12 protein-coding genes are annotated in these 12,344 nt (G+C 66.7%); 4 read left to right on the forward strand and 8 right to left on the reverse strand.

Features of this window, described 5'->3' with window-relative positions; translation table 11 throughout:
- Positions 1 to 237: 237 nt before the first annotated feature.
- The 7 genes from AC1DP9_RS21350 to kbl all read right to left on the reverse strand — a co-directional run bounded on the left by AC1DP9_RS21350 (position 238) and on the right by kbl (position 7,461).
- The gene (locus tag AC1DP9_RS21350) at positions 238 to 1,689 is read right to left on the reverse strand and encodes an efflux transporter outer membrane subunit (protein ID WP_477108409.1); all 1,452 of its coding nucleotides are present in this window, start codon (positions 1,687 to 1,689) and stop codon (positions 238 to 240) included.
- An 8-nt stretch (positions 1,690 to 1,697) separates the two neighbouring features.
- Entirely contained in the window at positions 1,698 to 2,573 is an 876-nt protein-coding gene (locus AC1DP9_RS21355; RefSeq protein WP_477108410.1) for an efflux RND transporter periplasmic adaptor subunit, read from the reverse strand.
- Positions 2,570 to 2,779, reverse strand: coding sequence for a DUF1656 domain-containing protein (locus tag AC1DP9_RS21360; protein WP_092296794.1), 210 nt, complete (start codon positions 2,777 to 2,779; stop codon positions 2,570 to 2,572). Before AC1DP9_RS21360 ends, AC1DP9_RS21355 begins: the two co-directional genes overlap by 4 nt.
- Entirely contained in the window at positions 2,779 to 4,755 is a 1,977-nt protein-coding gene (locus tag AC1DP9_RS21365) for an FUSC family protein (RefSeq protein WP_477108411.1), read from the reverse strand. Before AC1DP9_RS21365 ends, AC1DP9_RS21360 begins: the two co-directional genes overlap by 1 nt.
- A 5-nt stretch (positions 4,756 to 4,760) precedes the next feature.
- Positions 4,761 to 5,225, reverse strand: coding sequence for a MarR family winged helix-turn-helix transcriptional regulator (locus tag AC1DP9_RS21370; protein WP_092296800.1), 465 nt, complete (start codon positions 5,223 to 5,225; stop codon positions 4,761 to 4,763).
- Between the two features lie 77 nt (positions 5,226 to 5,302).
- Positions 5,303 to 6,262, reverse strand: a complete 960-nt coding sequence (locus AC1DP9_RS21375) for an NAD-dependent epimerase/dehydratase family protein (protein WP_441593309.1) — start codon at positions 6,260 to 6,262, stop codon at positions 5,303 to 5,305.
- Complete coding sequence (gene kbl / locus AC1DP9_RS21380; RefSeq protein WP_477108412.1) at positions 6,259 to 7,461, reverse strand: glycine C-acetyltransferase; 1,203 nt, start codon at positions 7,459 to 7,461, stop codon at positions 6,259 to 6,261. The genes AC1DP9_RS21375 and kbl overlap by 4 nt, the downstream gene beginning before the upstream one ends.
- Before the next feature lie 98 nt (positions 7,462 to 7,559).
- Here kbl and AC1DP9_RS21385 point away from each other — a divergent pair, with 98 nt between their 5' ends.
- Positions 7,560 to 8,171 (forward strand): helix-turn-helix domain-containing protein, encoded by a 612-nt coding sequence (locus AC1DP9_RS21385; protein ID WP_477108413.1) that lies wholly within the window; start codon positions 7,560 to 7,562, stop codon positions 8,169 to 8,171.
- Between the two features lie 6 nt (positions 8,172 to 8,177).
- Here the strand turns inward: AC1DP9_RS21385 and AC1DP9_RS21390 are convergent, their stop codons facing one another.
- Entirely contained in the window at positions 8,178 to 8,849 is a 672-nt protein-coding gene (locus AC1DP9_RS21390; RefSeq protein WP_092296809.1) for a GntR family transcriptional regulator, read from the reverse strand.
- Between the two features lie 117 nt (positions 8,850 to 8,966).
- On the opposite strand from AC1DP9_RS21390, the gene pruA reads away from it, so the two are divergent.
- From pruA to AC1DP9_RS21405, 3 genes are all read left to right on the forward strand, one after another.
- On the forward strand, positions 8,967 to 10,592 hold the full coding sequence (pruA, locus tag AC1DP9_RS21395; RefSeq protein WP_477108414.1) for an L-glutamate gamma-semialdehyde dehydrogenase: 1,626 nt from the start codon (positions 8,967 to 8,969) through the stop codon (positions 10,590 to 10,592).
- Positions 10,593 to 10,638: 46 nt separating this feature from the next.
- Positions 10,639 to 11,847 (forward strand): ABC transporter substrate-binding protein, encoded by a 1,209-nt coding sequence (locus AC1DP9_RS21400; protein ID WP_092296814.1) that lies wholly within the window; start codon positions 10,639 to 10,641, stop codon positions 11,845 to 11,847.
- Between the two features lie 84 nt (positions 11,848 to 11,931).
- Positions 11,932 to 12,344 (forward strand): ABC transporter ATP-binding protein (locus AC1DP9_RS21405; protein WP_477108415.1); only part of this gene is annotated, 413 nt, incomplete at its 3' end.

The raw sequence follows: 12,344 nt of genomic DNA on the forward strand, positions 1-12,344 counted from the left end.
GTGAAATGATTCTCGCCAAAAGCGAGGTAGCGCCGTTGCAAAGGAAACCGCCCCTTTCGATAGCGCACGACGAAGCGACTGGGCCCATAGGCGCCAGTTATGCGTGCCGCTTCAATTGGAGGATGCCATCGACGAGCGCTATAAGCCCGCCGAGGGACGGAAAGTGCCAGGAAGACCGCCGGCTAATCCGGATGGATTCAAGCAGGTTCCGCGGCGGCGCTTTCCCATTTGCCAACGCTAATTTATCGGGGCACTCGCCACGGCCGGTGCATCCTGCCAGCCCCCGCCCAGCGCCACGAACAGGTTGATCTGGTCCATGGCGATCTGCGCGTCCGAGGCGGCAAGCGCGGCGTCGTTGTTAGCCAGCGTGCGGTCCGCGTCCAGGCTCTGCAGGTACGGCGAGCGTCCCGCCTGATACAGGAGCCGGTTGTGCCGGGCGGCCTCATCGGCCTTGTCGCGTGCGTCGCGCAGCGCCTGGTTTCGCTCGAGTTCGTGCGTGTAGCTGGACAGCGCGCTTTGCGTCTCGCGCAGCGCGCGCAGCACCACGCCGTCGAAGTGGGCCAGCGCACCCTCTGCACCGGCTTCCATGTTGTGGATGCGGGCGCGCGTGCCGCTGGTCGGAATCGTCCACGAAATCGCCGGGCCCCAGCCCCAGTGCGCGGTCGGCGCCTGGCCCAGGTGATCGAGAATGCCGGTGAAGCCCGCCGAGGCGCCGATGCGGATCTGCGGATAGAGGTCCGCCGTCGCCACGCCGATCTTGGCCGTCGCCGAGGCCAGTTCACGCTCGGCCTGACGGACGTCCGGGCGGCGCTTGAGCAGCGCAGCGCCATCGCCAACCGGCAGGGCCTGACGCAGCGTGGGCACGTGCTCGCATGCCACGCTCGACATGTCCAGCGCGGTGGGCGGCTTGCCCAGCATCACGGCCAGCCGGTAGGCAGCGCCTTCCTGTTCGGCGCGGTACTTGGGCAGCACGGCGCGCAGCGAATCGGCCTGCGCCTGCGCGCGCAGCACGTCGGTCGGCATGCCACGTCCGGCATCGACCATCTTCTGGGCGAGCTGTGCGCCGCGCACCTGGAGGTCGAGCTGATGTTGCGCCACGTGCAGTTCATGCGTGGCGGTGCAGCCCTGCATATAGGCACGCACCGTTTCCGCCACCACGCCCACGCGGGCCTGGTCCAGCGCGGCCTGGCTGGCCTGTGCGCCGGCCAGCGCGGCTTCGTCGGCGCGGGTGAGCTTGCCCCAGAAGTCGATCAGGTACGACACGTCGAAGCCGATGTCGCCGAAGTTCATCGCCGGGATCTTTTCTTCCTTCAGCAGCGGTTCGCCGGCAATCTGGCCGCGCTCCGCGCTGGCGCGGAACTTGGCTTCGGGGAAGTTCTCGGCTTCCACCTCGTGATAGACGGCGATGGCGCGCTTCAGGTTGGCGGCGGCCACGCGCAGGTCGGTGTTGGCGACGAGCGCCTGCTTCACCAGCCCTTCGATCTTCGGGTCGTCGTAGAGCTTCCACCAGTCGTTGGGCACGTCGCCGATCGACACCGCCGCGTTGTCGGCGCCCCGGAACGGGCCGTTGGCGGTGGTGGCATTGACCACGGCATCCCCGGGCACCTTGTGGTCGGGGCCGACGGTCATGCAGGCTGCCAGCGCGAGCGGGAGCATCCCCGCCAGCACGGCACGGCTTAAGCGACTCACTGCGCTGTTCACTGCGTACCCCCTCCGGTCACCGAGACCGTGGCGGTACGTCCGGCCACCAGCCGCACGTCGGCAGGCATCTGGTCGAACTGGATCCGCACCGGCACGCGCTGCGCCAGCCGCACCCAATTGAACGTCGGGTTGATGTTTGGCAGCAGGCTGTTGCTGCTGGTGCGGTCACGGTCCTCGATACCGGCGGCGATGCTTTGCACATGGCCGTGCAGCACGCCCTTCTCGCCCATGATGCGGATGTCCACCGGGCTGCCGATATGGATGCCGTGCAGCTTGGTTTCCTCGAAGTAGCCTTCCACATGGAACGACCGGGCATCGACCATCGACAGCACGGGCTTGCCGGTGCTGACGTAGTCGCCCAGGCGCGGCAGGCGGTCGTTGACGTAGCCTTCCACGGGGCTCACCACGCGCGTGCGCTCCAGGTTCAGCTTGGCCACGTCCACGGCGGCTTCGGCCTGTGCCAGCGTGGCTTCGCCCTGCTGCACCCTGGCCAGGCCTTCCTCCACGACCTCGCGCGACACCACCTCGGCCAGCTTCTGGCTGCGGTTCGCCTCGCGGCGGTACTGCGCCAGGCTGGCGCGCATCGCGGCGGCGGTGGCCTGGGCCTGACGCAGCGCCAGCGTGTAGCGTTCATGATCGATCTCGAACAGCAGGTCGCCGGCCTTCACGCGCTGGTTGTCCTTGACAGCGATGCGCGTGACCAGCCCCGAGACATCGGGCGCCACCTGCACCACCTCGGCGCGGATATGCCCGTCGCGCGTCCACGGCGCCGCGGTGTAGTAATCCCACAGATGCTTGACGACAACCGCGCCGACAGCGGTGACGGCCAGCGTCAGCACGACTGGCCCGAGCGAAGAGAGTTTGAATTTCATGATTGGAACCACGGCACCACGGCAACCACCCCACCCAGGACGATCGCGTACAGCGCCAGATTGAACAGAGAACGGTGCCACACGAGCTTGTAGAACCCCAGGCGCGTCAGCACTGCACGCGCGCCACTCGTGATCGCAAAGGCGGCCAGCATCCACACCAGCAGGCTGGGGATGAACACGCCATAAAGACTGAATTCGCCGGGCATCAGGCGCCTCCGGTAACAGGGGCCGGCACCACGGCCGGCGGGAACAGGGCCACTTGCATCTCCACCAGGGCAGCCAGCGCGATGCGCGACTGCACCTTCTGCTGCGCGTTAGCCAGCCGCGTGTGCAGCGCCGGCGGCGGTCCGTTCAGCTTGCCGTCCAGCCGTGCCTGGTAGTAGCCGGCCACGCTGCGCAGCACGCGCTTGACCGCATGCTGCTCGGGCGCTGACAGGGTGGGCATCTCGCGCTGGAGTGCCAGCGTGGTCAGCTCCACGCGCACCTCGCTGAAGCCATCGGGCGATACCTCGCTCTCGCTGGCGGCCAGCCGGGGCACCAGTTGCGCCAGCCGGTCCAGCATGCGCGCGCGCAGCCGGGTGTGTTCCTCGGGGCGGGTGCCCACCGCGTTGTCGGCGATATCGCCCCAGCTTGACCGCACCAGCCGGCGCGTGGCGGCCGCCGTGCCGAACGGCCGCATCACCAGCGTCCAGACCAGCGCGAAGGCGATACCGGCGATGCCGGCGATATTGCTGTTGAAGAAGGTATGGAAGTCCGCGCTGTAGGCGCCCGAGATGCCGATGTCGTTGGCCGTGACCACTGCCAGCGGCATGCCGATCATCGCCAGGCGCGGCTGCGCCACCAGCAGGCCGATGATCAGGTACGGCACGGCGAACATCAGCACCAGCATCTCGAAGTCATGCGCCACGGGCAGCACGGCGAACAGGAACACCATCGAGATCACCATGCACACCACGTTCCAGTTGAAGAACGACTGGATCATCGGCGCAGGTTCGTCGAGGGCGGCGAAGAAGCAGCACGACACCGCGCCCAGCGCCACGGCGCCGGCGCCATCGGCCCAGCCCATGTGGATCCAGAGCATGCCCATGGCGAAGATCGACAGGGCCACCGTGACGGTGGAAAACAGCAGCAGGCCGTGGTCGTAGTGGCGCGTCTGGCCGACGTCCCAACGCCGGAACTCAGGCATCCAGCCGCCACGCACGTCGCGTTCGCCGATGCGCCGGCACAGGGACACGCAGTCGCGCCACAGCGCCACCATCTGTTGCAGGCGGTCTTCGGCGGCAGTGACCAGCGCGGCATCCCAGCCGGGTTCGAGCGGCGTACTGGTCAGCTCGGGCGGCGCGTCTACCGCTCCGCCCTGTATCCATGCGCGGACCGCGCGCATCTGGGTCCGCAGCCCGTCCGGCAAGCCGCCGGCGGCCTGGAGCGATTCCACGATCGCCGCCAGCGAGGACATCACCGGCAGCAGCATCGTCATGCGCCCACGCAGTTCGCGCGCGGCGCGCACCCGGGCGATGCTTTCGGTGTCGTAGCCAAGCTGGCTGATGAGTTGATCGAGGGCCAGGATATCGGCGGCCAGACGGTGACGGCTCTGGTGGCGCGTGACCTGCATGCCGGGGCTGGGCGAGAGCATGTCGCCGGCCCAGAGCGCGGCGTCGGCCATCCACTGGCGCGACTTGTCGCGCAGCACGTCCGCCACGCTCGCCGGGAACACCACGGCGCCGACCACGGCCGCGCACAGGATGCCCAGGCTGATTTCCTCGGCCCGGGCAATGGCGATATCGAAGATGGCGGCGGGATTGTCGACCGCCGGCAGCGCCACCAGCGGCAGCGTGTAGGCGGCGAGCATGAAGACGTAGCTACGCGGGGTGCGGTGCAGCAGCGCGATGTAGAGCAGGCAGCCGGTCCAGAGCGCCACCGCGCCCATCAACAGCGGCGGCGAGTTGACCAGCGAGGGCACCATCGCCACGCCGGCTGCGGCGCCCAGCAGCGTGCCGAGCACGCGGTACAGCGCCTTGGAACGCGTGGCGCCGGTCAGCGGATGCGCCACGACGTAGACGGACGCCATCGCCCAATACGGCCGCGGCAGGCCCATGTACATCGCGATCCAGAGCGCCAGCATGGCGGCGGCGAACGCCTTGAACGAGAAAACCCAGTCCCTTGCGGATGGCCAACTACCCATGATGCTCAGGGCTCCAGCTTGGCCGCCGCGGAAGCATTTCCTGCGGCCTTGTACAAGGCGTCCAGCACGCGCAGCGTGGCTTCGAGGTCAGTCTCGCTGATCTCGGCGAACACTTCGGCGCGGAGTTGCTTGAGTTCGACTTCGATCTGCTCGGCCATGCGCTCACCGGCATCGGTGAGCGAGAGCACGTTGGCGCGGCGGTCGCTGGGGTCCACCTCGCGGCGGACCAGCCCGGCGGCACTCAGTTGATCGACCAGACGGACCAGCGTGGCGCCTTCCACGCCCACGTAGTCCGCCAGCGTCACCTGGCGCACCCCACCGCCGAGGCGGCGAATGAAAAGCAGCGGCGCGGCGGCCGCTGCGGAAATCCCGTGTGCCGTGACCGACGCCTGGCTGATCTGGCGCCATTGGCGGCCCGCGAGCATGAGCTGGCCAGTAAAGGCAAAAAGGAGGGCGTCTATCTTTGGCATGGGCCGAATGATAGACGTGAATTAATTAGGATGCAAACTATTTCTTTCCGAACTAGTTCACGTGATCTGGGGAGCGCTTATCCGGCGGTGGCCTTCAGGTTCTCCAGCATGTCGTCGACCATCTCCGAGAGGCCGAACTTCGGCTGCCAGCCCCAGTCGGTACGCGCGGCGCTGTCATCGATCGAATCGGGCCAGCCCCGGGCGATAGCCTGCCGGTAGTCCGGCGCATAACGCACGGCGAAGTCCGGCACCCGGCGGCGGATCGCCTCGGCAATCTCGGCCGGGGTAAAGCTCATGCCGGCGAGGTTGTAGCTGCCCCGCTCCCGGATCGATTCGCGCGGCGCTTCCATCAGCTCCAGCGTGGCGCGGATCGCGTCGGGCATATACATCATCGGCAGTCGCTCGTCGGACTCCAGGAAGCAGTCGTAGGGCTGGCCGCGCACCGCGTGGTGGAAGATATCGACCGCATAGTCGGTGGTGCCGCCGCCGGGCGGGGTCTTGTGCGAGATCAGCCCCGGATAGCGCACGCTGCGCACATCCACGCCGTGATTCTCGAAGTACCACCGGCACCAGCCCTCGCCCGCCTGCTTGGAAATGCCGTAGACCGTGGTCGGCTCCATGACGGTTTTCTGCGGGGTGTCCACGGCGGGCGTGGTGGGGCCGAACGCGGCGATCGAGCTGGGCCAGAACACGCGCTCGATGCCCTGCTGGCGTGCCAGTTCCAGCACGTTCAGCAGTCCGGTCATGTTCAGGTTCCACGCCCACTGCGGCGCCTTCTCGCCCGTGGCGGAGAGCGCGGCGGCCAGCAGGTAGATCTGCGTGATGCCGTGGCGCTCCACCACCGTGGCCAGTTCGCCCCGGTCCGTCACGTTCAGCATTTCATGGGCGATATGCACGTGGCGGCCGGTAGGCACCACGTCCGAGGTGACCACATGCTCGCGCCCGTGCCGCTCGGCCAGCGCCAGCGCGAGTTCGGACCCAAGCTGCCCGTTGGCGCCGATGATCAGGATCTGCGGCTTGCTCACTGCCTGGCTCATCGAATCAGCCCCAGTTCACGGCCGGCCTGCGCGAAGGCGTCCAGCGCGCGTTGCAGCGTGGGTTCATCGTGCACCGCGCTCAGCTGCACGCGGATGCGCGCCTGGCCCTTCGGCACCACGGGGTAGAAGAAGCCCACCACGTAGACGCCCAGCGCCAGCAGCCGCTCGGCAAGCTGCTGGGCTTTCTCCGCATCGTAGACCATGATCGGGACGATCGGATGGTCGCCCGGCTTGATATCGAAGCCCAGCGCGGCAATCCCCTTGCGGAAGAAGGCGGTGTTGCGCTCGAGCCGGTCGCGCAGGTCGGTGCTGGCCTCGAGGATATCCAGCACGGCGATGCTGGCGCCGACGATGGCCGGGGCCACGGTATTCGAGAACAGATACGGACGCGAACGCTGACGCAGCAGTTCCACCACTTCCTTGCGCCCGCTGGTGAAGCCGCCCGAGGCGCCGCCCAGCGCCTTGCCGAGCGTGCCGGTGATGATGTCGATCTTGCCGAACACCCCGCGGGCCTCGTGCGTGCCGCGCCCGCGTGCGCCCATGAAGCCGCTGGCGTGGCATTCGTCGATGCCAAGCAGCGCGCCGTACTCGTCGCAGATCGCACGGATGTCATCGAGACGCGCCACGGTGCCGTCCATCGAGAACACGCCGTCGCTGAACACGAGCTTGAAGCGCGCGCCGTCAGCGTCGGCTTGCTGCAACTGCACGCGCAGGTCGTCGAGGTCGTCGTGCTGGTAGCGGTAGCGCTTTGCCTTGGAGAGCCGGATGCCGTCGATGATCGACGCATGGTTCAGCGCATCGCTGATCACGGCGTCGTCCGGGCCCAGCAGGGTTTCGAACAGGCCGCCGTTGGCGTCGAAGGCGGAGCCGTAGAGGATGGTGTCCTCTGTGCCGAGGAAGCGGGCCAGCCGCGCCTCCAGCGTCTTGTGCAGGTCCTGCGTGCCGCAGATGAAGCGCACCGAGCTGAGGCCGAAGCCGTGAGTGCGCAAGGCTTCGTGGGCGGCCTCGATCACCTGCGGGTGCGAGGACAGTCCCAGATAGTTGTTGGCGCAGAGGTTGATCACTTCCCGGCCGTCGGCCGTGCGGATGACCGCGCCCTGCGGCGTGGCGATGATGCGCTCGCGCTTGTACAGCCCCGCGTCGCGGATGGCATCCAGTTCCGCACGGATGGATGCATAGAAAGTCTCGGCACTCGACATGGCCCGGCTCCCGGTGGTAGTGTCTCGGTCGTTCGATTCGATAAATCGAACATGTTCTATATAACGAACGGTTCGTGCACTATAACGAACACATGACGATGACGCAACCCTCCCCGCCCAACTCCCCCAAGCCGCCCGTCCAGTCCGAGGGGCCGCCCGCCGTGGGAGGCGCGCTCCAGGCGCTGCGGCAGGCCCAGCAGTTGTCGCTGGATGACCTGTCGCGCCGCGCCGGTGTCTCCAAGTCTATGCTGTCCCAGATCGAACGAAACCTGACCAATCCGACGGTGGCGGTGCTGTGGCGGCTGGCCAACGCGCTGGGCGTGAACCTGGCGGACTTCCTGGCCAATGGCGCGGCCAGCGCGCCGGCCCCGGCGATTGCCGTGGTGCAGCCGCACGCCATCCCGGCGCTGAAAAGCCCGGACGGGCGCTGCGAGCTGCGCATCCTCGGGCCGATCGACCTGGCGGGGAAATTCGAGTGGTATGAGCTGACGATCCAGCCCGGTGGGGTGCTGGCGTCCGAGCCGCATGACGCGGGCACGCAGGAGCACCTGTCGGTGCTGAGCGGGTCAATGACCGTGCGTGCCGCAGACGACGAGAAGAAACTGAAGCATGGCGATACCGCCCGCTATGGCGCGGACGTGGCCCATGCGATCGCCAATCCGGGCAAGAGTGCCGCCACGGCGCTGCTCGTGGTCATACACCCCGGCTGATTTGATTTAATCCACGTCCTTCATCCGCTCGCTGGCAAGCAGATTGCGCTTGGTCTCGAGGATGTGCTCCTCGAGCAGCGACGCCACCTTCTCGGCATCGCGCGCCTTGCACGCTTCCAGAATGCGATAGTGGTCCGCCTGCGGGCCTTCCTTGCCGGTGGCCATCGACATCTGCTCGTGCGTGTAGCGGTCCGTGTTCAGGCAGAACTCCTCGATCAGCCGGCGCAGCCGCTTGTTATTAGCGGGCGCGCACAGCGCCAAATGGAAGCGCCGGTTGTACTCGGCCCACTCCGCGAGCGAATCCGACTGCGAGTACGCGTCCAGAATCTCCTGCATCTGCTGGAAGTCCTGCTGAACCATGTTCGGCACGCCGATGCGCGCCGCGTGGCATTCCAGCGCGACACGGATATCGAGCAACTCGCAGATCTGCGTCGCATCCATGCCTGACACCACCGCGCCACGGTTGCGCTGATAGGTGACGAGCCCTTCCGTTTCGAGCTGGCGCAGCGCTTCCCGCACGGGAATGCGACTCGCGTTGAAGCGTTCCGCCAGCGCGTCCTGGCGCAACTGCGCCCCGGCCGGCAACGTGCCTTTCTGAATTTCGTAGCGAAGCTGATCGCGAATGATCTGGGGTAAACCCTTGGTAGGAGCGCTTGCGCGGCCCGTTTGCGTGGACATGGGAGGTGCTGGAGATCGGTATGCGATTCGAGTGAGGCCCCTATTGTGCCTGAATATCCCGACTGCTAAACTGGATCCAATTTATTCATTTCATATCCAAAGAAGCACGAAGCGTATATGTCTGCAAACAATTCCTATCCAAAATCCATCAATGAAACGGTCCTGAACTACGCCCCGGGCACCGCCGAACGCGTCGCGCTGACGGCAGAACTCGGCAAGCAGCAAGCCTTGGTGCGCGAGATCCCGGCCATCGTCGGCGGCGAGCGCATCCTTAGCGGCGACATCACCGACGTGCGCGCCCCGCACGCCCACGCCCACCGCCTGGGCGAAGTCCATAACGCCGGCGAGACCACCATCCACGCCGCCATCGACGCCGCAGTGGCCGCCCAGCGCGACTGGGCCAACGCCACGCTGGCCGAGCGCTCCGCCGTCTTCCTCAAGGCCGCCGACCTGCTGGCCGGCCCGTGGCGCGCCCGCCTGAACGCGGCGACCATGCTCGGCCAGAGCAAGACCGCCTACCAGGCCGAAATCGACTCGGCCTGCGAACTGATCGATTTCCTGCGCTTCAACGTGCAGTTCGCGCACGAACTGACGGCCGGCCAGCCGATTTCGTCGCCGGGCATGCGCAATCACCTCGAATACCGTCCGCTGGAAGGATTCGTCTACGCCGTCACGCCGTTCAACTTCACGGCCATCGGCGGCAATCTGGCCATCGCCCCGGCGCTGATGGGCAACACCGTGCTGTGGAAGCCGGCCGCCACGGCGTCGCTGTCGAACTTCCTGTTCATGGAGCTGCTCGAAGCCGCCGGTCTGCCGAAGGGGGTCGTCAACTTCCTGCCGGGCGACCCGGTGGCGATCAGCGGCGCCGTGCTGGCGCGGCCCGAACTGGCCGGCATTCACTTCACCGGCTCGACGGCCGTGTTCGACACACTGTGGGGCGAAGTCGGCCGCAATGTGTCGCGCTACCGCAGCTATCCGCGTCTGGTCGGCGAAACCGGCGGCAAGGACTTCGTGCTCGCCCACCCGTCCGCCGATGCCGACACGCTGGCCGTGGCGCTGCTGCGCGGCGCCTTCGAGTATCAGGGCCAGAAGTGCAGCGCGGCGTCGCGCGCCTACATCCCCGCCTCGCTGTGGCCGGCCGTGCGTGAGCGCGTGGTGGCGATGGCCGAGACCATCCAGATGGGCGATGTGACCGACTTCACCAACTTCATGGGCGCCGTGATCGACCGCCGCGCGTTCGACCGCATCCATGGCCACCTGCAACGCGCCGCCAGCGACAGCGCCGTGAAGCTCGTCACCGGCGGCAAGGCCGACGACAGCGTGGGCTACTTCATCACGCCGACCGTGCTGGAGGTGGACAACCCGCGCCACACGCTGATGGAAACCGAACTGTTCGGCCCGGTGCTGTCGGTCTACGTCTACGCCGACGCGCACTGGCCCGAGGTGCTCGAACTGGTCGACGGCACCAGCCCCTACGCACTGACGGGCGCGATCTTTGCAAGGGATCGCGCGGCCATCGCCCGGGCTTCCAACGCCCTGCGCTTCGCCGCCGGCAACTTCTATATCAACGACAAGCCGACCGGCGCGGTGGTCGGCCAGCAGCCGTTCGGCGGCGCGCGCCGCAGTGGCACCAACGACAAGGCCGGTTCGCCGCTGAACCTGCTGCGCTGGGTGTCGCCGCGCACGGTCAAGGAAACATTCGTGCCGCCGGCCGACTACCGGTACGCGCACATGGCGGTCTGAGCAGCCGCCCAGCTTTTCTAAGCAACACCACCACGGAGAAGAAGAGATGAAGCGAGCCACCCTGCTGTCCGCCCTGGCGTTCAGCCTTTCCACGTTTGCCGGCGCTGCCAGCGCCGCGATTTCCGGAGATGTCGTCAAGATCGGCGTGATGACCGACCTGTCGGGCGTCTACCTTGACTACGCCGGCAAGGGCTCGGTCGAAGCCGCCAAGCTGGCCATCGAGGATTTCGGCAATGGGCTGCCGGGCAAGAAGATCGAGCTGGTTACCGCCGACCACCAGAACAAGGCGGACATCGGCAGCGCCAAGGCGCGCGAGTGGATCGACCGTGATGGCGTCGACGCCATCGTCGACCTGCCGAACTCGTCGGTCGCGCTGGCCGTCTCGCGCATCGCGTCGGAGAAGAAGCGCATTTCGCTGATCACTGGCGGCGCCAACCTGCGCCACACCAACGAGGAATGCTCGCCGTACATCGTCCACTACGTGTATGACACGTACGCGCTGGCCAACGTGGCCGGCAAGGCCATGGTCAAGCAGGGTCTGAAGAGCTGGTATTTCCTGACGGCCGACTACGCGTTCGGCCAGTCGCTGGAAACCGCCACGGCGGATGTGGTGAAGGCGTCGGGCGGTACGGTGGCCGGCAACATCAAGCACCCGCTGAACGCATCGGACTTCTCGTCGTTCATCCTCCAGGCCCAGGCCAGCAAGGCCCAGGTGGTGGCGCTGGCCAACGGCGGCGGTGACACCATCAACGCCATCAAGGCGGCCAACGACTTCGGCCTGCCGCGCAACCAGACCCTGGTGGGCCTGCTGATGACCATCAGCGACGTGCACAGCCTGGGCCTGAAGCTGACGCAGCGCATGAAGCTGACCGATGCCTGGTACTGGGACCTGAACCCGCAGACGCGCGAATTCGGCGCCCGCTTCTTCGCCCGCATGAAGCGCATGCCGAACATGGTGCATGCCGGCACGTACTCGGCCGTGCTGCAGTACCTGAAGGCCGTGCAGGCGGCAGGCAGCGACGATTCGGACGCCGTGATGGCGGCGCTGAAGAAGGCCAAGATCAACGACGCGTTCGCCAAGAACGGCTACATCCGCGCCGACGGCCGCATGATGCATGACATGTACCTGATGGAAGTGAAGGCGCCGAACGAGTCGAAGACGCCGTGGGACTACCTCAAGCTCGTGGCCACCGTGCCGGCTGAGGAAGCCTTCCAGCCGCTGTCGCAATCGCGCTGCCCGCTGGTGAAGAAGTAAATAGACGACAGCCATGCTTTGCTCCCCTCTCCTGCCGCTTTCCCGCAGACGGAGGGGAGCCAACCGGCAGCCTATAAGAGACTCATGCAAACCAACGTACTAGAAGTCCGCAACCTGACCAAGTCCTTCAAGGGCTTCACGGCGGTCAGCGGCGTGGACCTGCAGGTGCGACGCGGCTCGATCCACGCATTGATCGGCCCCAACGGCGCGGGCAAGACGACCTGCTTCAACCTGCTTACCAAGTTCCTGGAGCCGACCACCGGCACCATCCTTTTCAACGGCATCGACATCACCCGCGAGAAACCGGCGCAGATTGCGCGGCGCGGCGTGATCCGTTCGTTCCAGATTTCCGCCGTCTTCCCGCACCTGACCGTGCGCGAGAACGTGCGCATCGGCCTGCAGCGCCAGCTTGGCACCTCGTTCCAGTTCTGGCGCAGCGAGCGATCGCTCGACGTGCTCAACGACCGGGCGATGGACCTGCTCGAACAGGTCGGCCT

The organism is Cupriavidus sp. 01L43 (genome assembly GCF_056399925.1).

What these genes read in the sequence shown, in the direction of transcription:
- AC1DP9_RS21385 (WP_477108413.1), top strand. Translation starts at nt 7,560, where the DNA reads ATGACGCAACCCTCCCCGCCCAACTCCCCCAAGCCGCCCGTCCAGTCC.
- kbl (WP_477108412.1), bottom strand. Translation starts at nt 7,461, where the DNA reads ATGTCGAGTGCCGAGACTTTCTATGCATCCATCCGTGCGGAACTGGAT.
- AC1DP9_RS21365 (WP_477108411.1), bottom strand. Translation starts at nt 4,755, where the DNA reads ATGGGTAGTTGGCCATCCGCAAGGGACTGGGTTTTCTCGTTCAAGGCG.
- AC1DP9_RS21355 (WP_477108410.1), bottom strand. Translation starts at nt 2,573, where the DNA reads ATGAAATTCAAACTCTCTTCGCTCGGGCCAGTCGTGCTGACGCTGGCC.
- AC1DP9_RS21360 (WP_092296794.1), bottom strand. Translation starts at nt 2,779, where the DNA reads ATGCCCGGCGAATTCAGTCTTTATGGCGTGTTCATCCCCAGCCTGCTG.
- AC1DP9_RS21375 (WP_441593309.1), bottom strand. Translation starts at nt 6,262, where the DNA reads ATGAGCCAGGCAGTGAGCAAGCCGCAGATCCTGATCATCGGCGCCAAC.
- AC1DP9_RS21370 (WP_092296800.1), bottom strand. Translation starts at nt 5,225, where the DNA reads ATGCCAAAGATAGACGCCCTCCTTTTTGCCTTTACTGGCCAGCTCATG.
- pruA (WP_477108414.1), top strand. Translation starts at nt 8,967, where the DNA reads ATGTCTGCAAACAATTCCTATCCAAAATCCATCAATGAAACGGTCCTG.
- AC1DP9_RS21400 (WP_092296814.1), top strand. Translation starts at nt 10,639, where the DNA reads ATGAAGCGAGCCACCCTGCTGTCCGCCCTGGCGTTCAGCCTTTCCACG.
- AC1DP9_RS21390 (WP_092296809.1), bottom strand. Translation starts at nt 8,849, where the DNA reads ATGTCCACGCAAACGGGCCGCGCAAGCGCTCCTACCAAGGGTTTACCC.